14 protein-coding genes are annotated in these 19804 nt (G+C 64.7%); 7 read left to right on the forward strand and 7 right to left on the reverse strand.

Annotation, left to right across the window (positions count from 1 at the left end):
• Positions 1 to 19: 19 nt before the first annotated feature.
• Together CT676_RS35290 and CT676_RS35295 are read right to left on the reverse strand one after the other, a co-directional pair.
• Positions 20 to 3007: a cell division protein gene (locus CT676_RS35290; protein WP_063981114.1), complete on the reverse strand. Its 2988-nt coding sequence runs from the start codon at positions 3005 to 3007 to the stop codon at positions 20 to 22.
• A gap of 223 nt (positions 3008 to 3230) precedes the next feature.
• Positions 3231 to 5138 (reverse strand): M3 family oligoendopeptidase, encoded by a 1908-nt coding sequence (locus tag CT676_RS35295; protein ID WP_135216419.1) that lies wholly within the window; start codon positions 5136 to 5138, stop codon positions 3231 to 3233.
• 127 nt (positions 5139 to 5265) lie between these two features.
• On the opposite strand from CT676_RS35295, the gene CT676_RS35300 reads away from it, so the two are divergent.
• From CT676_RS35300 to CT676_RS35310, 3 genes are all read left to right on the forward strand, one after another.
• Entirely contained in the window at positions 5266 to 6762 is a 1497-nt protein-coding gene (locus CT676_RS35300; RefSeq protein ID WP_135216420.1) for a sigma-54 dependent transcriptional regulator, read from the forward strand.
• A gap of 366 nt (positions 6763 to 7128) precedes the next feature.
• Entirely contained in the window at positions 7129 to 9339 is a 2211-nt protein-coding gene (locus tag CT676_RS35305) for a L,D-transpeptidase family protein (protein WP_135216421.1), read from the forward strand.
• Positions 9340 to 9624: 285 nt separating this feature from the next.
• A complete protein-coding gene (locus tag CT676_RS35310; protein ID WP_244623365.1) occupies positions 9625 to 11247 on the forward strand; it encodes a DUF882 domain-containing protein in 1623 nt (540 codons plus the stop codon).
• A gap of 945 nt (positions 11248 to 12192) precedes the next feature.
• Here CT676_RS35310 and CT676_RS35320 read toward each other — a convergent pair.
• From CT676_RS35320 to CT676_RS35330, 3 genes are all read right to left on the reverse strand, one after another.
• Complete coding sequence (locus CT676_RS35320) at positions 12193 to 12618, reverse strand: DUF1801 domain-containing protein (RefSeq protein WP_135216423.1); 426 nt, start codon at positions 12616 to 12618, stop codon at positions 12193 to 12195.
• A 152-nt stretch (positions 12619 to 12770) separates the two neighbouring features.
• On the reverse strand, positions 12771 to 13043 hold the full coding sequence (locus CT676_RS35325) for a DUF2312 domain-containing protein (protein ID WP_094976882.1): 273 nt from the start codon (positions 13041 to 13043) through the stop codon (positions 12771 to 12773).
• 199 nt (positions 13044 to 13242) lie between these two features.
• Complete coding sequence (locus CT676_RS35330) at positions 13243 to 13545, reverse strand: DUF1244 domain-containing protein (protein ID WP_028154102.1); 303 nt, start codon at positions 13543 to 13545, stop codon at positions 13243 to 13245.
• Between the two features lie 180 nt (positions 13546 to 13725).
• Here CT676_RS35330 and CT676_RS35335 point away from each other — a divergent pair, with 180 nt between their 5' ends.
• Positions 13726 to 14325, forward strand: coding sequence for a DUF1036 domain-containing protein (locus CT676_RS35335; RefSeq protein ID WP_085400831.1), 600 nt, complete (start codon positions 13726 to 13728; stop codon positions 14323 to 14325).
• On the forward strand, positions 14322 to 15758 hold the full coding sequence (gene pyk / locus CT676_RS35340; protein ID WP_063981106.1) for a pyruvate kinase: 1437 nt from the start codon (positions 14322 to 14324) through the stop codon (positions 15756 to 15758). Before CT676_RS35335 ends, pyk begins: the two co-directional genes overlap by 4 nt.
• Positions 15759 to 15908: 150 nt before the next feature.
• On the opposite strand, the gene CT676_RS35345 is transcribed toward pyk, so the two are convergent.
• Positions 15909 to 16589, reverse strand: a complete 681-nt coding sequence (locus CT676_RS35345) for a TetR/AcrR family transcriptional regulator (protein ID WP_071909750.1) — start codon at positions 16587 to 16589, stop codon at positions 15909 to 15911.
• 450 nt (positions 16590 to 17039) lie between these two features.
• Positions 17040 to 17204 carry a Flp family type IVb pilin gene (locus tag CT676_RS35350; protein ID WP_014492421.1) on the reverse strand — a complete coding sequence of 55 codons (165 nt, stop codon included), beginning with the start codon at positions 17202 to 17204 and terminating at the stop codon, positions 17040 to 17042.
• Between the two features lie 399 nt (positions 17205 to 17603).
• Between CT676_RS35350 and CT676_RS35355 the strand changes: the two genes are divergently transcribed.
• The gene (locus tag CT676_RS35355) at positions 17604 to 19091 is read left to right on the forward strand and encodes a hypothetical protein (protein ID WP_135216424.1); all 1488 of its coding nucleotides are present in this window, start codon (positions 17604 to 17606) and stop codon (positions 19089 to 19091) included.
• A 237-nt stretch (positions 19092 to 19328) separates the two neighbouring features.
• Entirely contained in the window at positions 19329 to 19607 is a 279-nt protein-coding gene (locus tag CT676_RS35360; RefSeq protein ID WP_135216425.1) for a hypothetical protein, read from the forward strand.
• Positions 19608 to 19804: the final 197 nt, after the last annotated feature.

Here is a 19804-nt window from a genome sequence, read left to right on the forward strand (position 1 = left end):
AATCCGGCTGTCGCGCTGCTCAGCCCTGATCGATCATCGTGGCGGTGACGCTCGCAGTTTGCCGCCGAGGTACCGGAAGACCGAGCGCCTCGCGGACCGCGTCGATCGCCGGCTCGCCCGCTTCAGTGAATCGGGCCATATGCGGATCGACGCCGGACCCGACCGCGACCGGATTGTCACCGGACAGGAAACCGTGCGCCATGTGGAAGCCCAGCGCGCGGTAGACCTCGAACTGCTCCTCCGAGAAGAACTGGTCACCCGTGGTCTCGTGCGGGAAGCGGTCGTTTCGCCGCGCGTAGTCCCGGATGTAGTCGTTCTCGTCGCCATTGAGCGACGATTTGACGTAAACGAGATAACCCTGCTCGTCGCCTCCGTAGTCGATGGTGCCGATCGCGACGTGGACGTGGTCTCGCGCAATGTCGTCGCGCTCGTCGGCCGCGCCGGGATCACCCGCCTTGTCGGCATTGCGCGCCATCAGCGCACGCGTGCGCTCGCGAATCGGCGTCCATGGCAGGTCGATGCGGACGCCGAGATCGATGCGGGCGTAACGCTGCAACGTCATCAGGGAACCGAAATTCATCGGCGCATCGGCTTCCGCATCGACCGCGATGATCACCTTGCAGCGGCGGCGCAACAGCTCGTAGACGCCGAGATTCTCGATATGACCGCCGTCCGTCAGATAGACGCTGTCGCTGTTCTCGTACAGGCGCCCCGAGATCTCCGACCAGAAATAGATCGGCGTGGAGCGGCGCTGCGGCCGGACACGCTCATCGACGTAACGCGGGTTCTTCAGCCAATAGCCGAGCCGGACGTTGAGGAGCGCAAGCGTGGGCGTCAGCGCCTTGATCGAGCTCGAACCCATGTTCGAGGAGGCCGCGGCTCCGGAAATCGCCATTGCGGTGGCGAGATCGAGACTTTGCTCGTCGTCCTGCACCAGATCGGTGGGCGCATAGCCCGTCGCCTCGCTGCCGACGTTCAGGGCGGAGAACACGAAGAAGTCCGCGTTGCGCCCGCGCCGGTTGGCAAAGTCGGAGCCCTGAATATTCAGCGCCGTATTGATGAGCTGATAGGGCGCGTGCAGCTTCGGCGCAGCCGGCTGCCCTGGAATCCGGGCCGTCGCGGCCGGAGCGGCGTAGAGATCCGTCAGCTTCATGCGATCGAGCGCCTTGAAATCGCGCCCCTGGTCGAGACTGGCTTCGGCGGGCGCGACGCGCCCGTCGGCCGAACGCGTCGGATCGAACAGGAAGGCCTTGCTCAGGCGATCGCGATAGAGCCGGTGCAACGAGTTCGCATTCGGCGTCAGGCAGAACGAGATGGCGAACAGCAGGGCGCCGGCGAACGTGTAGAGGATCACCATGTGCAGGCTGTAGGAGTAGGCGAGCTCCGAAGCATTGCCCTGGAACAGGCTGGGAAAACGAACCTGAACCACCTGCCCCGCTTTCTGAGCCAGGAACAGGAGCCAGGCGGGCGTGTGCCAGATCGGCGTCAACTGCTCGGCATCTGCCACGACCTGCGGTGCGGCTTTCGGCGTGATTTCCGCCGACAAGGTCCCCTTGCTGACATCGAACTGAATCCTGCCTGCGAGGCTTCCGGACGGCGCGTTCGATTTGGCATTGACCAGGCACTCTCGCTGGGAGGTTGCGCCCATAACGGACGGGCACCTCTCGAACAGATCGTTGGCGATGCCCCAATAGGATAGATAGAGGTATGCGACCCAGATGACGAGCGGAAGCGCAAGGCCCGCGATCCATAGCGCGACCTTGGCCACGACCGCGAGCACAAGCGAACCCCATTGCGAGGATGCGCTGTTGCCCTTCAGCAATTCCACGAATTGCTGCCTGAACGCGGTGACGAAGACACCGATTGGCGCAGCCACTGCCGCGAGCGACTTGATCCAGGTGATCGCAACCGCAGCAGCCGGTCCACCGATTGCGCTGCTCTCGGCGACATCGAACATCTGCTCCAGCATGAAGGGTTGAAACTCGAAGAAGGCGATCACCGCCAGCAGCACCAGGAAGGTCGCGCCCATGCTCGGCCAGTGCGAACGGAACTCCTGCCGCTTGCCGGGGCTCGCGAGCGACTGCTTGAGCGCCCATCCGAAGAACAGGACGCCGCCGATGATTGCGATCGACAGGCTCAGCGCAAAATGCTGGACCTTGAGAAACCTCGCGAAGTCGCACGCGACGCCCAGCAACAGCGCGATCCCGCCAATATAGGCGAACACGACACTGGGACCGCTGCCGCGGACCGAGCGGGAGGTGAAATAGGCGAGCCCGCTGCAAGCGAACATCACCAGCGCGACGACCAGGCCGAATGTGCTGAAACCGTAACGATCGATGTCGCTGAAATCATGCAGCTCGCACAACGACCTGTTGTTGAGACTGATGCCGAAGATGTTCGCATCCGTCAGGCAGCTCCGCAGCGGCGTTGACCAGATGGTGATGGCGGCAAGCAGCAGCACGATGGGCAACGTCAACCCGATATTGGCGACCAGTCCCCGCACGACGATCGCAACTCCGGTCAGGAGATCGCGGGCACCGGCGGGGATCAGATAGTTGGAATAGTTGCGCAGGTGTCCGACCGACGGCGTATCGCTGATCTCGGCGGACGTGACGGTTCCGCCGGCGGGTCTCTCGCCGAACACAAAGCGCCGTGCGGTCGTCATGGTGGCGCTGAGCGAGGTGCCGATATAGCCGCCGCCCGACACCGTGGAGAGATAGTCGATCCGGCCGATCAGGTTGTGGTGGTTCAGTGCCTGGAGCACGCCGAGGCAAACGGCCGACGAGCGAATGCCACCGCCGGACAACGCAAGTCCGACGACGTCGAGCAACTGGCAGGGTTGCAGGCCGTCGGCGTCGAGGCGCCGTTCCGGCTCGCGGCGGGTGTTGATCGCCTCGATCTCATCGCAAACGATCTGATGGTGCTTCTCGCACCAGGGCGTTTCCTGATCGACGGCGGCAGCATTTCTCGCCATCGGAACCGGCGTGGCGGGCCCTTGATGGAGCATGGGTGCCTCCCCAGGGAGAAACCGATCAATCCACAATCAATAGTAGAAAATCATTTCCGAGTATCTGTTGAGTTAGTCTTGCGGGCCGCGCGAACGTTCAATCGCAAGTAGCGAATTGCCGGCCTCCGCCGCGAAGGTCGCCCGCGCGCATGGATGGAACTGGGGGCCACAAAAACTTGCGACACCCGCATTCCGTGCGCCGGGAAGGAACTCGCGCTTTACCTCAGCCCATCGCCTCGAGCTCGTCGATCATCCCGGCGATGACCGAGAGACCGCCGTCCCAGAATTTGGGATCCTTGGCATCGAGCCCGAACGGCCGCAGCAGCTCGGAATAATGCTTGGTGCCGCCGGCGGCGAGCATGTCGAGGTAGCGCTCGGCAAAGCCCCCGGCCGCATTCTCGTAGACGGCGTAGAGCGAGTTCACGAGACAATCGCCGAAGGCATAGGCGTAGACGTAGAACGGCGAGTGGATGAAGTGCGGGATGTACATCCAGTAGTTCTCATAGCCCGCCTTGATCTCGATCGCCGGCCCGAGGCTCTCGCCCTGCACCGACAGCCAGATCTCGCCAAGCCGCGTCGCGGTGAGCTCGCCGTTCTTGCGCTCGGTGTGGACCGCGCGCTCGAACGAATAGAACGCGATCTGCCGCACCACGGTGTTGATCATGTCCTCGACCTTGCCGGCCAGCAGCGCCTGGCGCTGCCTGGCGCTCTTGGTCTGCGCCAGCAGCCGGCGGAAGGTCAGCATCTCGCCGAACACGCTCGCGGTCTCGGCCAGCGTCAGCGGCGTCGGCGCCATCAGCGCGCCGTTCTTCGCGGCCAGCACCTGGTGCACGCCATGGCCGAGTTCATGCGCGAGCGTCATCACGTCGCGCGGCTTGCCCTGGTAGTTCATCAGCACGTAAGGATGCGCCGACGGCGTGGTCGGATGCGAGAACGCGCCCGGCGCCTTGCCGGGGCGAACCGGCGCGTCGATCCAGCGATCGGTGAAGAAGCGCTCGGCGATATCGGCCATTTTTGGCGAGAAGCCGCGATAGGCCGTCAGCACCATGTTGCGCGCATCGGGCCAGCCGATGACGTCGGTCGCAGCGAACGGCAGCGGCGCGTTGCGGTCCCAATAAGCCAGCCGCTTCTTGCCGAACCACTTCGCCTTCAACGCATAATAGCGATGCGACAGCTTTGGATAGGCCGCGCGCACCGAGGCGACCAGCGCGTCCACCACCTCGCGCTCGACGCGATTGCTCAGATGCCGAGAATCCGCGACGTCCTTGAACCCGCGCCAATTGTCGGAGATGTCCTTGTCCTTGGCGAGCGTGTTGGTGATCAGCGCAAAGGTGCGCTCATTGGCCTTGAAGGTCTTTGCCAACGCTTCGGCCGCAGCCTTGCGCTTTGTGCCGTCACGGTCCTGCAGGAAATTGAGCGTCGGCTCGATCGCGAGCTCTTTGGCGCCGACCTTGAAGCGCAGGCCGGAGATGGTCTGGTCGAACAGCCGGTTGAAGGCGGAATAGCCGGTCTGTGACTTCTCGAGGAAGAGCTGCTCGAGCTTGTCGTCGAGCTGGTACGGCTTCTCCTTGCGCAGATCCTCGATCCAGGGACGGTAATGCGCGAGCTCCGCGGCCTGCATCGCGCGGTTCAAAATATCGTCATCGACGCGGTTGAGCTCGAGCGCGAAGAACAGGAGATGCGTGGACGCCGCCGTCAGCCGCTCCGAGACATCGCCGTAAAACTTTGAAATCTTGGGATCAACGCTGTCGCCGGCATGGACGAGACCGGCATAGGAGCCGAGACGCCCGGCGAGATCGTCGATCGCCTCATAGCGTCGCACCGCCTCGGCGAGCCATTTTCCGCCATCTTCGTTTGCTGTCCCTGTGGCGAGCTTGCCCTTGTAGTCGGTCTCGAACGCGACGCAATCGGCGTCCATCCTTTCGAGATCGCGCGCCACTTCCGGCGCATCGATCCCGGAATAGAGGTCGGCGAGGTTCCACTCCGGAAGCCTGCCGGTCTTGCCCGCAGGCTTTGCGGGCAAAGATTTGGAGGACTTTGCCTTGGCGGCGGATTTCCTGGTGCTTGGCTTGCGGAGAGCGGGCTTGCTGGAGGCAGACTTCTTGAGAGCAGATTTGGGGGCCGAATTCATTGTGTGGGAAACCTGTGTTCAACAAGCGCGACGGCGGGCGGGGGCATCAAGGTTTAAGAGTGCGTTAATCGGCTTCGGCCAGAGTGACCCGATTCGAGACAGATAGTAGTAGCGTGCGGGGAACACCATGGCTGCCTGTATTTTGATCGCCGACGACGACGCAGTAGCCCGCCGGCTGGTCGAGAACATGGTGCAGAAATGCGGCTATGAGACGGTCGTCGTGGACTCCGGCGACGCCGCGATCGCCGCCCTCACCGCCCCCGATGCACCGGCGATCGACGCCGTCATCCTCGATCTCGTGATGCCCGGCCTCGACGGCATGGGCGTGCTGGCGAAAATCCGCGAGGCCGGCCTCGGCGTCCCCGTCATCGTGCAGACCGCCCATGGCGGCATCGACAACGTGATCTCGGCGATGCGCGCGGGCGCGGCCGATTTCGTCGTCAAGCCGGTTGGCTTGGAACGGCTCCAGGTCTCTCTGCGCAACGCACTCAATGCCTCCGCGCTCAAGGGCGAGTTGCAGCGTATCCGTCACAGCCGCGAGGGCCGGCTGACTTTCTCCGACATCATCACCCGCGCCGAGGCGATGGCGGCCGTGATGCGCGCCGCGCAGAAGGCCGCGGGCTCGTCGATCCCCGTGCTGATCGAAGGCGAGTCCGGCGTCGGCAAGGAGATGTTCGCACGCGCCATCCATGGCAGCGGCGAGCGCAAGACCAAGCCGTTCGTCGCGGTCAATTGCGGCGCGATCCCCGACAATCTGGTTGAGTCGATCCTGTTCGGCCACGAGAAGGGCGCCTTCACCGGCGCCACCGAACGACACACCGGCAAGTTCGTCGAGGCTCATGGCGGCACGCTGTTCCTGGACGAGGTCAGCGAGCTGCCGCTCACCGCGCAGGTCAAGCTGCTGCGCGCACTTCAGGAAGGCGCGGTCGAAGCAGTCGGCGGGCGCAAGCCGTTGAAGGTCGACGTCCGGATCATCTCCGCGACCAACCGCAGGCTGCTGGAGCGGGTGAAGCAGGGCCATTTCCGCGAGGACCTGTTCTATCGGCTCCACGTGCTGCCGCTGACGATCCCCTCGCTGCGGGCGCGGCGTGAGGACATCCCGCATCTGCTCCGGCATTTCCTGGCGCGCTTTGCCGCCGAGGAGAACCGCCTCATCACCGGCATCAGCGGCGAGGCCGTGGCGCACCTCGCCCAGCTCGACTGGCCCGGCAACATCCGCCAGCTCGAAAACGCGGTCTACCGCGCGGTGGTGATGAGCGAGGGCGACCAGCTTGACCTTGCCGACTTCCCCCTGCTCACCCCGCAGCCGCATCTCGAGACCGACATCCCGACCGCGCCGCTGATGCTCGAGCCGATCGCGGCGCCCTCGGTGGTGTCGGGTGGTGAAATACCGATCGCGCCGCTGCCGCTGGCGGGCACCCTTTCCATGCTGACCCCCACCGGCGACGTCCGCCCGCTGGACGACATGGAGAACGAGATCATCCGTTTCGCGATCTCGCATTATCGGGGACAGATGTCCGAGGTCGCCCGCCGCCTCAAAATCGGCCGGTCCACGCTCTACCGCAAGCTCGACGAAGCCGGGGTTCCCGGACATGGCGGCAAAAGCGGTGAGGAGACGCCCTGAGCCTCATGCGAACGGAGGTTCGCCTGGCGTTGCGATGACGCCGCAAGCCCTTCGCATTACGGCAAAATCCGGCTGCGACGTGAACCGTGACTTGGAAGTGACAGACACATGGAAAAGCGTCTGCCAAAGCCGCACAATCCGTTGCAAACGGGCTTTCTTGAAGTCAGTTTGTCGTGAGTTGTCCCGGGTAGCGCTGGCCGCCCAAACGGGGCCTGTATATCGTCTGCGTAGGATTCGTTCGTCCGCGTATGAATCGTTGCGTGCAGGCGTGCAACTTTCGAGCGGCCGGCGCAGTTTAGCCCGAAGCTCATTAGGCGATAATGAAGCTGTTCCACGAGGGACAGTTCACCCGAGGGGTGCGACACAATGCGTGACTGTTTGAACCACCGTGCGGGCTTTGACCGCGTCTTGATGACGGTCGCGGCGACCTTCCTCACGGTATCGGCCAGCTCGGCCCTGGCGCAGGATCAGGCGCGCAGCAGCGCCGCCGAACTCGCGATCGAAGCCGCGATCCCGCGCCCCGAGCCCGCCAACGTCCCGCCCCCGACCGCATCCGACATCAAGCTCGACACCACCGCGACGGTTCAGGATTCCGCAAAGGAGCCGACCAAGGAACCGGTGAAGGCCGAAGCCGCACCGGCCCCCGAAAAGGTCGAGACCAAGCCTTCCGACGTCGCCACCACGCCTGCACCTGAGGCGCCGAAGAGCGAAACCGCCAAGATCGAGCCCGCCAAGACCGAGCCCGCCAAATCCGAACCGGCAAAGGCCGACACCGCGACGGCAACGCCGGCCGCGCCTGCGGCCCCCGCTGCGGCTCCGGCCGCCGAGCCCGTGAAGGCCGCGAGCAACGTTCCCGCTGCCGACCAGCCGGTCGCCGACAAGCTCAAGGACATCATCGGCGCCAAGACCTCGCGCCATTTCGACCGCAAGAACGAGCGCGCCGCGATCGAGAAGTTTTACGGTGCACGCGACTTCGCGCCGGTCTGGACCCAGGCCGGCAGCCTGACCGCCGCGGCCAAGGGCGTGATCGCGCGGCTGAAGGATGCGGCCTCCGATGGCCTCAATCCCGCCGACTACCCGGTGCCGGATTTCGCCGCCGCCACGACGCCCGATGCGCTCGCCGATGCCGAGCTGAAGCTCACCGCCAGCATGTTCGACTATGCGCGCCAGGCCCAGAGCGGCCGCATGCACTGGTCGCAGGTCAGCGGCGACATCCTCTATCCCGAGCATCCGGTCGATCCGAGCGACGTGCTCGCCAAGGTCACGACCGCAGCCGATGCCTCCGCAGCGCTCGACAGCTACAACCCGCCGCAGAAGCTCTACAAGGAGCTGAAGGCCAAGCTCGCCGAGCTGCGCGGCCAGGGCAGCGGCCCGGTGATCGAGATCGCCGACGGTCCGGCGCTGAAATACACTCCGGCCGGCAAGAAGCAGGCTGAGATCGTCGTCGAAGATCCGCGCGTGCCGCAGCTCCGCGCCAAGCTCGGCCTCGCCGAGAACGCCAGCGACACCCGCTATGACGCCACCGTCGCCGAAGCCGTGCGCAAATTCCAGAGCGGCGTCGAGATGAAAGCGACCGGCATCCTCGACGACAAGACCGTCAAGGCGATCAACACCCCGAAGCGCGACAAGCAGATCGACACGGTGCTGGTGAACATGGAGCGCTGGCGCTGGCTGCCGCGCGACCTCGGCGTTCCCTCGCTGGGCGATGCCTATGTCATCCTCAACATTCCCGACTACACGCTGAAGGTGATGCAGCGCGGCCAGCAGGTCTGGACCACCCGCGTCGTCACCGGCAAGCCGGGCACGCATGCGACCCCGCTGCTCACCGAGACGATGAAGTACATCACGGTCAATCCGACCTGGAACGTGCCGCCGTCGATCGTCTACAACGAATATCTGCCGGCGCTTCAGCAGGACCCGACCGTGCTCCAGCGCATGGGCCTCAAGCTCGAGCAGAACCGCGACGGCTCCGTGCACATCTCGCAGCCGCCCGGCGAAGCCAACGCGCTCGGCCGCATCCGCTTCAACTTCCCGAACAAGTTCCTAGTCTATCAGCACGACACGCCGGACAAGAACCTGTTCGCCAGGGACGATCGCGCCTTCAGCCATGGCTGCATGCGCGTGCAGAACCCGGATCAGTACGCCTCCGTTCTGCTCAACATCGCCATGCCGAACGAGAAGTACACGCCGGAGCGCGTGCGCAGCATGTACGGCAAGAGCGAGATCGACCTGAAATTCCCGACGCCGATTCCGGTCAACATCACCTATCAGACCGCGTTCGTGGACGATGGCGGCAAGCTGCAAATCCGCAAGGACGTCTATGGCCGTGACGCGACCATGATCAACATCCTGAAGAACAGCCGCGGCAAGGATCTCGAGAACGTCGTCGCACACTCCCAGCCGAGCTATTCGCGCCCGGCGACGACGCTGCCCTCGGGCGTTGCGGTCGCCAACAACGGTGGCGGCGGCTTCGGCTCGTCGGGTCCGAACTTCTTCGAGCGGCTGTTCGGGGCGCCGACCCCGCCGCCGGCTCCGGTCGGCCGCCGGCCGCAGCAGCAGCGGGTGTTTACCCGCTGAGGCCTCCCCGATCGGTCTTTGTCGGAAATTCTCTAGTAAGATCAGTGACCTCATCCCCCTGGATGGGGTCGCTTAACGTTAACCATTCTCCACCCGAACTCCGGCAGCGGGCGTTTTTTTGCCACACTGAACCGCTTAGGTTCGTACTCTGACTTGGTTTGGGGTCGAGAAGGTCAACCTCGAATTAACCTTCTCGCTTTAAGAAAGCGTTCATCCTCTTTCGCGCGCTAACGGGGTTGCCGGGAGAGTCCATTTTGAACGCTCGTCGACTGGGTGGGCTCATTCGTGCTGACAGGTTTCGCACGCAAATTCGCAGTGCTGTCGTTGTCCCATGCGGGAGTGAAGGCCGGATCCCGGATTGGCCTCGCTTCCGCACTGCTGCTTGCTGCCGCGGGCTCGGTCCATGACGCCGCCGCGCTGAACGAGACCAAGACGCTCTCGTTCCACCACACCCATTCCGGCGAAGACCTCACCGTCACCTTCAAGCGCGATGGCCGCTTCGACGAGGCCGCGCTAAAGCAGCTCAACCACTTCCTGCGCGACTGGCGGACCCAAGACGAGACGGTCATGGACCGTCGCCTGTTCGACATCCTCTGGGAAGTCTACCGCGACGTCGACGGCAAGCAGCCGATCCAGATCATCTCCTCCTACCGTTCCCCCGCCACCAACGCGATGCTCCGCCGCCGCTCCTCGGGCGTGGCGCGCTTCAGTCAGCACATGCTCGGGCATGCGATGGACTTCCACATTCCGGGCGTGCCGCTGGAGCAGATCCGCTTCGCCGGCCTGCGCCTGCAGCGCGGCGGCGTCGGCTTCTATCCGACCTCCGGCTCGCCCTTCGTCCATCTGGATACCGGCAGCATCCGGCACTGGCCGCGCATGACGCATGACCAGCTCGCCCGCGTGTTCCCGGATGGCCGCACGGTCCACGTTCCGACCGACGGCACGCCGCTGAAGGGCTATGAGCTGGCCAAGGCCGACATCGAGCGCCGCGGCGCTGGCGACGATTCCGGCAGCAAGCCGAATTTCTTTGCCGCCCTGTTCAAGAGCAAGTCGGCTCCGGCCGCCACGAGCAACGACGAGGATGACGAGGGCGCGCCCGCCCCCGCCGCGAAGCCTGTTGCGCCGACCGTGGTTGCCGCCGCGGTCAAGCCGGCCGATCCGGTACCGACACCGCGCGCCAAGCCGCAGATCGCCGCCGCGATCCAGCTCGCTTCGGCCGATGCACAGCTCGTTGCACCGCCCAAGCCGAAGCCCGCGCCCGTGGCTGACAAGCCGACAGCCGGCAAATCTGTTGAGGGCAAGCCCGAGACCCCGGCCGACATCATCAATGCACGCGGCTTCTGGGATACCCCTGCGACCCCGCAGCAGGCGACGCCAGCTCAAGTGGCTGCGCTGAAGGCCCGCCAGGCGCTCGCCGCCGCCACCGAGCCGCAAGCGACCGCGAGCGTCTCCAGCGCGGCCTATCAGGCGCTGGCCTATGCGCCGGCGTCCGCCTCCCCGGTCGACCGCGCCAACGTCGTCGCCGCCTCCGCGCCGCTCCCGCGCACAGGCCGCCCCGTTGCCGCGACGCGCGGCCTTGCGCCCGCGACCGAGATCAACACGGTGGTCGGCAAGAGCATCGACGGCAGGATCGCAACCGCGACCCGCCTCTCCGCCGCCAGGGGCGAGAGCATCTGGCTCAAGATCGTGATGCTGTCGCCGAGCGCCAGCCGCGCGATGTCGGTGACGCTGATGGGCGAGCTGGATACCGTTGCCCTGCGCGGCTATTTCGTCAAACCGCAGGCCGTGATCGCGATGGGCTTTGCCGACGATCCGATGCAGGGCCTGTCCTGCGACAGTTTTACGGGCAGCGCGACCGCGAAGCTCGAGACGACGTCGTTCGTCATGCGCACCGCGGCGCTGCGCTGAGATCTTTCCCCTCACGCCGTTCGGTAGTCCCGCAAGCCGGGATGAAGCGCAGCGCAATCCTGGGGCACGACAGCGCCACACGCTCAAGTGTCGTCCCGGCCTGGTGCGCATCCGCACTAAGGGAGATTCCCCCACTTCCAACGGGTAATCCACTCGGTATCGCTACGCATTCCAAACGCGCATTGTGGCAATGCGCCCAGAACGGACGCGATGACAAAGTCCGAGGACGCGATTGCGTTTGCCTTGGTGTTCCGCGTTTCCGCAGCGGCGCCGCATCTCAAGGGAAGTCGCCACAGCGAAGTAGGAGCATGCGATGTCAGTTCCATGCAAGTCTGAGCTCAGCCTTCTGAATCACGACGAGCGCGAAGTCATATTGAGTACGCACCATCCCGTGGTCGGAGAGATGGAGCGCGATGGACTTGAGAGCCTTCGCGCCCGACTTCGGGATCTGCGCGACAGGGAGCGTACATTGTCGCGGCATCGACGCCGCGAAACAAAGGGAACAGCCGACCCGCGCGGCAAGAGTTTCTCCGGCACGGCAGAGCATGCAAACCGGCGCCAATCGGTTTTCGCTGCCGCCATCAAGCGCGTCAAGAACGAGCTGAGGCGCATCCGAAAGTTTGAAGCACGACGGGAGCTCGGGGAAGCGGCGCGACGGGCGTTAGCACTCCGTCGGGCGCGTCAGTTTTCTCGCCCGCAGACGACCCCAACTTCGCATGACGGCATGCGGTCCATCCAAAGCCGTCGCCGGATCAAGAAACTCCCACCGGAAAAAATCGGAAGAGTCTCGCAGGCCAACAAGCGGGCGCAGGCCCGACGAGACGCCAAACGCGGACGCGGCAATTGAGACCGAGACCGACAATCCTGCGGATCGAGGCTGCGTGCCGGACCGGCGCAATGGCGTCCTCGCCACTTCCAAGACTACAGTGTCGAAGCCTGCAGCTTCTATCTCGCTTTCCTGACCCGCCGATCCAGATGATATGTCAACGCCAGCGAGAGGCAGACGGTGAGCTCCTGCTTCGGCAGCGCGCCGGATAGGGGCAACAGCAAAGCCCTGGTCTGCCGATATTCGAACTCATCGGGAAAGCGCTCGCGGAACGTATCGACCAGCGTCGTCTTGCAGTTGAACAAAATGGCGGCGTGCTCGGAGTCCTTGAGGCGGCCGAGCCGGATCGTGCTGCCGCTGCCGGTCTCATCGGTCAGGTAAGCCGGCTCGCCCCATTTCAGGGTCTCGGTGAGCTCGCCAACGGCTTTATGCGCCGCAGCGGTCGCGAAGATCAGCGCACGCACCTGGAGCAGCCGCTTGCCGATCGGCGCCGGAAGAGCGCCGAAGGCACGGTTCACCTCGCGCGGCAGCGGCGGCGCAGTCACGACGGTCTCCGTTCACAAACGAAGTGCAACACGCCACGCTTGTAGCCCGGATGGAGCGAAAGCGTAATCCGGGGACTACTTCCATACTGCGAGAACCCGGATTTCGCTGCGCTCCATCCGGGCTACGGCAGCAGTGCTAGAGGCGCATCGCCTCAGAGCATCCCCAGCGCCTGCATATAGGTCTCGAGGATGGTCTCGGCCTCGGCGCGCTCGTTCGGGTCCTGCTTGCGCATGCGCACGATGGTGCGCAGTGCCTTGACGTCGTAGCCATTGCCCTTGCTCTCGGCATAGACGTCGCGGATGTCGTCGGAGATCGCCTTCTTCTCTTCCTCCAGCCGCTCGATGCGCTCGATGATGGATTTGAGCTGGTCCTTGGCAAATTTCGTCGCGGGCTCGTCGTCGCGGACGGCGGCGGTGGTGGCCATCTTGGTACTCCAAATGGAACTGGCAAAACGAGGTGACGCCGGCATCCTCACCGCGCGTGCTGCCAGAACCCTTAGGGTTGGCGCCGACTGCGTTCAAGCAAGCATCGCGCTCGTCCACAGCGCGCCCACACCTTCCTGCGGCGAGGCCAAGAAAGAAGTTGTGTGGTGCGACTCACCGCCGGACTGCCGGCGAGGCCGTTCAGTGCCCGGGGTGAACCTTCTTCATCGCCTCGACCTGCTCGGGCGTGGCCGTGCCCTGGTATTTCGACTTCCAGGTCTCGTAGGGCATGCCGTAGACGGCCTCACGGCTCTCGTCCTTGCTTAAGCTCACGCCCTGCGCGTCGGCGGCGTCCTTGAGCCAGTTCGACAGGCAGTTGCGGCAGAAGCCGGCCAGATTCATCAGATCGATGTTCTGGACGTCGGTCCGCGTCTTCAGATGATCGACCAGGCGCCGGAAAGCGGCCGCTTCGAGCTCCGTTCTGGTTTTGTCGTCGATTGCCATGGCTGGATCCCTTCGGCCTGAATTGGTTCTGCCCCCGATGGGGGTCACCCTTACGGGATCAGGTGGGCCCTTGTCACAGATTTTGCCATATCACGGCGCAAACGGCGCCAGAGCCAACCCGAAGGCCGGTTCCCCGGCCCTACGCCAAATCGTCAATCATCTGGTATACGTTCCGCGACAATGATCGCCGAATCTCCCCGCGTCCCCCTTCGCCTGCTAGCCCGGTTGGTCCCGGTGCTGGTGGTTGGCCTGCTGTGCCTCTGGGCCAGCCCGGCCTCCGCCGACTTCCGGCTTTGCAACAACACCTCGAGCCGGGTCGGCATTGCGCTCGGCTACAAGGACGCCGAGGGCTGGACCACCGAGGGCTGGTGGAACATCTCGTCCCGCTCCTGCGAGACCCTGCTGCGGGGAACGCTGGTCGCCCGCTACTATTACATCTACGCGATCGACTACGACCGCGGCGGCGAATGGTCGGGCCAGGCCTTCATGTGCTCGCGCGACAAGGAATTCACCATCCGCGGCACCGAGGATTGCCTCGCGCGCGGCTACGACCGGACCGGCTATTTCGAGGTCGATACCGGCGAGCAGCGGGCCTGGACGGTTCAGCTCACCGACGCCAACGAGCAGCCGTCACAGCAGCAGCGCGTGCCCGGCCTGCCGGGCCCTGTCGGCCCGGGTGGTGGCGTTCCGGGTTTGCCCAATAGTCCGCCCGGTGGTACGCCCCCCGCCGCGCCTGGCCTTCCGCCAGCCCCCTCGCCACCGTCTGGAAATAAGCCATGAGGCGTCTTCGCCGTATCAAGATTCTCGCGACCCTGGGACCTGCCTCTTCGGACCTCGCGATGATCCGCCGCCTGTTCGAGGCCGGCGCCGATCTGTTCCGCATCAACATGAGCCACACCCCGCATGACAAGATGCGGGAGCTGGTCGCGACGATCCGCAACGTCGAGAGCAGTTATGGCCGGCCGATCGGCATCCTGGTCGATCTCCAGGGCCCGAAGCTTAGGCTCGGCGCCTTCGCCGAAGGCGCGGTCCAGCTCCAGAACGGCCAGATCTTCACGCTCGATTCCGACAAGACGCCGGGCGATGCCACGCGCGTCAATCTCCCGCATCCGGAGATCCTGGCAGCACTCAGGCCCGGCCATTCGCTGCTGCTCGACGACGGCAAGGTGCGCCTGATCGCGGAGGAGACCTCGAAGGAGCACGCGGTGACGCGTGTCGTGGTCGGCGGCCGGATGTCCGACCGGAAGGGCGTCAGCCTGCCCGACACCGATTTGCCGGTCTCGGCGATGACGCCGAAGGACCGCGCCGACCTCGAGGCCGCGCTGGTGACCGGCGTCGACTGGATCGCGTTGTCCTTCGTGCAGCGCGCCGACGACGTGATCGAGGCCAAGAAGATGATCCGCGGCCGCGCCGCGGTCATGGCCAAGATCGAGAAGCCGCAGGCGATCGACCGCCTCGCCGACATCATCGAGGCCTCCGACGCGCTGATGGTGGCGCGCGGCGACCTCGGCGTCGAGCTGCCGCTGGAACGCGTGCCGAGCCTGCAGAAGCAGATGACGCGCATGGCGCGCCGCGCCGGCAAGCCGGTGGTGATCGCGACCCAGATGCTGGAATCGATGATCCAGTCGCCGGTGCCGACCCGCGCCGAGGTCTCGGACGTCGCCACCGCCGTCTATGAAGGCGCCGACGCCATCATGCTGTCGGCGGAATCGGCGGCCGGCAAATTCCCGGTCGAGGCGGTCTCGACCATGAACCGCATCGGCGAAGAGGTCGAGCGCGACCCGATTTATCGTTCCGTGCTCACCGCACAGCGCCCCGCGCCGGAATCCACCGCCGGCGACGCCATCGCGGACGCCGCCCGCCAGATCGCCGAGACGCTCGACCTGCCGGCCCTGATCTGCTGGACCAGCTCGGGCTCGACCGCGGTGCGCGTCGCGCGCGAGCGGCCGAAGCCGCCGATCGTGGCGATCACGCCCAACATCGCGGCCGGACGCCGGCTGGCGGTGGTCTGGGGCGTGCATTGCGTGGTGGCGGAAGACGCGCGCGACCAGGACGACATGGTGAGCCGCGCCGGCCAGATCGCCTTCCGCGACGGTTTTGTCCGCGCCGGCCAGCGCGTGATCATCGTCGCCGGCGTGCCGCTCGGCATTCCCGGCACCACCAACATGGTGCGCATCGCCTCGGTCGGCCCCGAGGGCGGCGCGGATATCTAGCCGGCCGGAGCCCGGCAAACAAAAAAGACGAAAACAACCCCATGCACAGTAGCCGGCGTTGCCGGCGAAGGTGCTCGGGTTTTGCGGAAAGGCGCGCTCGGGCAATGACCTGAGCGGAATCAGGTCTCGGCCCCGGCCGCGACCTGCTCTTCAGGCCCCGACCAGCGCTTTCGCGGTCGGCAGCAGCGTCTGCTGCACCACCAGACCGCGGGCGCGGGCGTCCATCACGCCGACGGCGCGCAGGGCCAGCAGCGTCACGGTCTGCACCGCATCGCGCATCCTGGCGGGATCGTCGAGATTGTCGGGCGCGAGCGGCCCGACCAGGGCCTCATGCAGCGCCCCCAACAGCGCGGTGGCCGCCAGCGCGGTATCCTGCGCCGGCAAATGGCCGGCACGCACGGCGGCGTCGATCCGCGCGGCGATCTCGCCGGCGATCTCGCGGCGACTGGCCAGGCGGGACGCGCTGACATCGACGTCGACCGGCTCGGCCAGGATGCCCCAGGCCAGCCTGCGCTGCGACAGCGTATGGACCGCCACGGTGGTGACGGCCGCCGCCAGCGCCGAGGATGGGCCGGGCGCGGCATCAGCCGCCCGGCGGATCGCCGCGAGCTCGTCGCGCGACACCTCGGCAATCAATTCGGAGATCAGCTCGGACTTGGACGGGAAGTAGCGGTAGACCGTTCCGGCCGCGACACTGGCCCGGACCGCAACCGGCGCGATCTGCACCGCCGCCATCCCGCCTTCCGCCGCAGCTTCCCGCGCCGCAGCAAGGATCGCACTGCGCCTGGCCGCAAGGCGCTTCACCACTTGATGCGTTCGCCGATAAACCATGGCGCGCTTCCTGTCCCACACGCCAGCCGCACGCCCCGCGCGGCCGAACGCGTCGTCCCTGCAATAGATGCAAATCGTCCCGCAAGGACTGAACAACTATTCAAAGTGAATGACAAGATGCAAATGCGTAGAACGTCACGCCGGACGGACGGGAGCGCCAAGCCTGGCGACACCAGCTGGCGGGCTTTGAAGAAGAACGTGCCGGGAAGCTTGCCTGCGGGCCATCCTTCGAGACGCCCGCCTCCGGCGGGCCCTCAAGGATGAGGTCGCGTTTCGCGGCAAGATATCAGACCCTCATGGTGAGGAGCCCGCCAAAGCGGGCATCTCCGGACGATGCTCTGCATCGCCGGGCCAACCATGCAGGCCGAGCAGCCTCCGGCTCACTCCACCGCCCAAAAGAAAAGAGCCCCGTCCGGGACGGGGCTCTCGAAACTCTCAGATCGTCCGGTCTTACTTGAGGCTGGACGAGATCGAGCCGAACTTGGTGTTCAGCGAGCTGCCGAGGTTGTTGACGACGGTGATGATCGCCAGCGCGATGCCGGCAGCGATCAGGCCGTATTCAATGGCGGTGGCGCCGGATTCGTCCTTCACGAAACGCGAAACGAGGTTCTTCATAGACTGCTCCCAAAGAGTACACGTGGCTTACAAATGGTCTGGTCTTCTCGGCTTCCCAGCGCCGCCCGACCATGGAACCGAACCTAGAGGCAAAGAATTGCGCCGCAGTTAATTCGACTGCGGAAACACGAAGCGGATTGCACGTATTCGACGATGGTAAAGGAGAATTGAAAACAATCCGTTAAATCGTAGCTATCCGCGGCAATGCCGCGGAGGCGCGATTTACCCGAAGTTATGACCGCGCATGGTCCAATGCCGCCCGCTCGGCCTGAAGCACGACGAGATGAATCGTTCATCGCGCTTCAGGTTATTGTTTGAGCATGATCTTCTCGGAAAACCGCTACACACTTTTCCGGATCATGCTCCGGCCGACAAGAACAAACAGGACGACGAGGCGGCATGTCCCTTTCCTTTGCCAACAGCATTGCGATGCAGAGCCGCGCGCGAGCACTGCTGCCGCTCTGCGTCGGTGCCGGCACCTATCTGTTCTTCCTCTTCGTCGGCGACACGCTGCTTCAGGACTCCGACTCGTTCTGGCAGATCAAGATCGGGCAATGGATCCTCGATCACGGCGCCCTGCCCTACACCGACTTCTATTCTTTCACGCGCCCGGGGGAATCCTGGATCTCGACGTCGTGGCTGTCGCAGGTGCTGTTCGCCTGCTCCTACGCGCAATGGGGCTGGGCAGGTCCGGTCATCCTCACCGCGACCGGGATGGCGCTCACCGCTGCGGTCTTCGTCTATCTGCTCGACGCACAGATCGAGGCGCCGCGCGCGGTGCTGTTCGCGATGCTGGCGCTGCTGCTGTCGATCCATCACGTGTTGGCCCGTCCGCATATCCTGGCGCTGCCCGTCATGGTGACGTGGGTCGGCCTGCTGATGGCGGCGGCCGACCGCAGAAGCGCGCCGTCCTGGTATTGGCTGCCGCTGATGGCGCTCTGGGCGAATCTGCATGGCGGCTTCGTGCTGGGCCTCGCACTGATCGGTCCGATCTCGCTCGAAGCGGTCGAGCATGCCGAGAAGGGACAGCGGCTGAAGCTGTTCATCCGCTGGGTGCTGTTCGGCGTCGGCGCGCTGATCGCTGCCTGCTGCACGCCTTACGGCTGGCGGACGCTGATGGGCGCGACCAACATCCTCAGCCTCGGCGAATTGCTGTCACTGATCTTCGAATGGATGCCGGCGAACTTTGTCACCTTCACCGGGTTCGAAGGCGCACTGCTCGGCCTGATCGCGCTCGGCTATTATCGCGGCCTCGTGCTGTCGGCGCCGCGGATCTTCCTGATCCTGTTCCTGACCTGGAGCGCGCTGACCCATGTCAGGAATATCGAGGCCTTCGCCTTCCTGGTGCCGCTGGTGCTGGCAAAGCCGCTCGGCGAGATGTTCCCGCGCCCGCCGGCGGACACAGCCGGCGCCGACCGCTGGCCGGCCCGCTATGTCACCGCGCTCGGCGCGCTCATGATCGTGGCCGCGAGCTGGACCTCGACCTCGCTCTACATGGGACACCATCGCTTCACGTTCACGATGACGCAGACGCCGGTTGCGGCGGTCGACCTGCTCGAAAAACTCGGGGTGAAGCGCATCTTCAACGCCTATCAGTTCGGCGGCTATCTGATCTCGCGCGACGTCCCTGTTTACGTCGACGGCCGCGCCGAGCTCTATGGCGAAAAATTCGTCATGGACTTCTTCAAGGCGACGGAAGGCAAGAAGCCCGAGCTGCTGCCGCGCCTGCTCGACCAGTACAAGATCGACGCGACGCTATTGGTCGCCGATGCGCCGGGCCCGCAAATCCTCGATCAGATCAAGGGCTGGAAGCGGATCTATACGGATGACATCGCCGTCATTCATGTGCGGGACAATGCGGACGGCGCGGCGCTGCCGTCGAAGTGAGGACGTAGCTTCAGGCGTGTCCTCTCGGATGCGACGTTCGCTTGAAGATGTGAAGCGGACTCAGGCGCGCACTCCGGCCATTTCGCCGTTTGACCCAAGGCGGTCGTCAAGCGGCAATGTCAATTGCTGTTATTCGACTTATGCGCCCGGAGTCAGGATAGCAGCGATGACAAAGGCTCGCGCGGTTCTCGCATGAGTTTGAACCATCTGCCTCGTGTCAACGACCAAGAGCCATTCATGTTCGACGATCTGATGACCCTCCTGGTTATTCTGTCCTTCGGCTTTCCCGCCATTCCATGGTTTTTGGGTGCGCGATGGGGGTCGAGAGGAGTTTGGCTCAGTACAGGATTTGCCGTAGTCATCCTGCTATGTTTTTTTCCAATAGTGTTTTGGGTTGCATGCGGTGCCTGTGGGCAGGGCGCGATAGCCATCTTCGTGCTGGGGCCGATCTGGATTGCTTCGGCATTGCTTACGGTCACTTCGGCGGCGTTCGCTTACTACAAATTCGCGCGCTGATTTCCGCAAGACCGCGAAGGCGCTGGGGGTAACGATACCGCCCACGCTGGGCATCGCAGACGAAGTGATTGAGCAAAGCATCAGCGAAGTCCGCTTGTGGCCGATTTTGTTGCAAAAGTCAGTTGAGACGAGCCGGCAAGCGTGATTCCGTTGTGATGACGCGAATCGCGACGAGGTCGATCCATGATGGGCCGTCT

It is taken from the genome of Bradyrhizobium sp. MOS001 (assembly GCF_004634465.1).
Lineage (GTDB): Bacteria > Pseudomonadota > Alphaproteobacteria > Rhizobiales > Xanthobacteraceae > Bradyrhizobium > Bradyrhizobium barranii.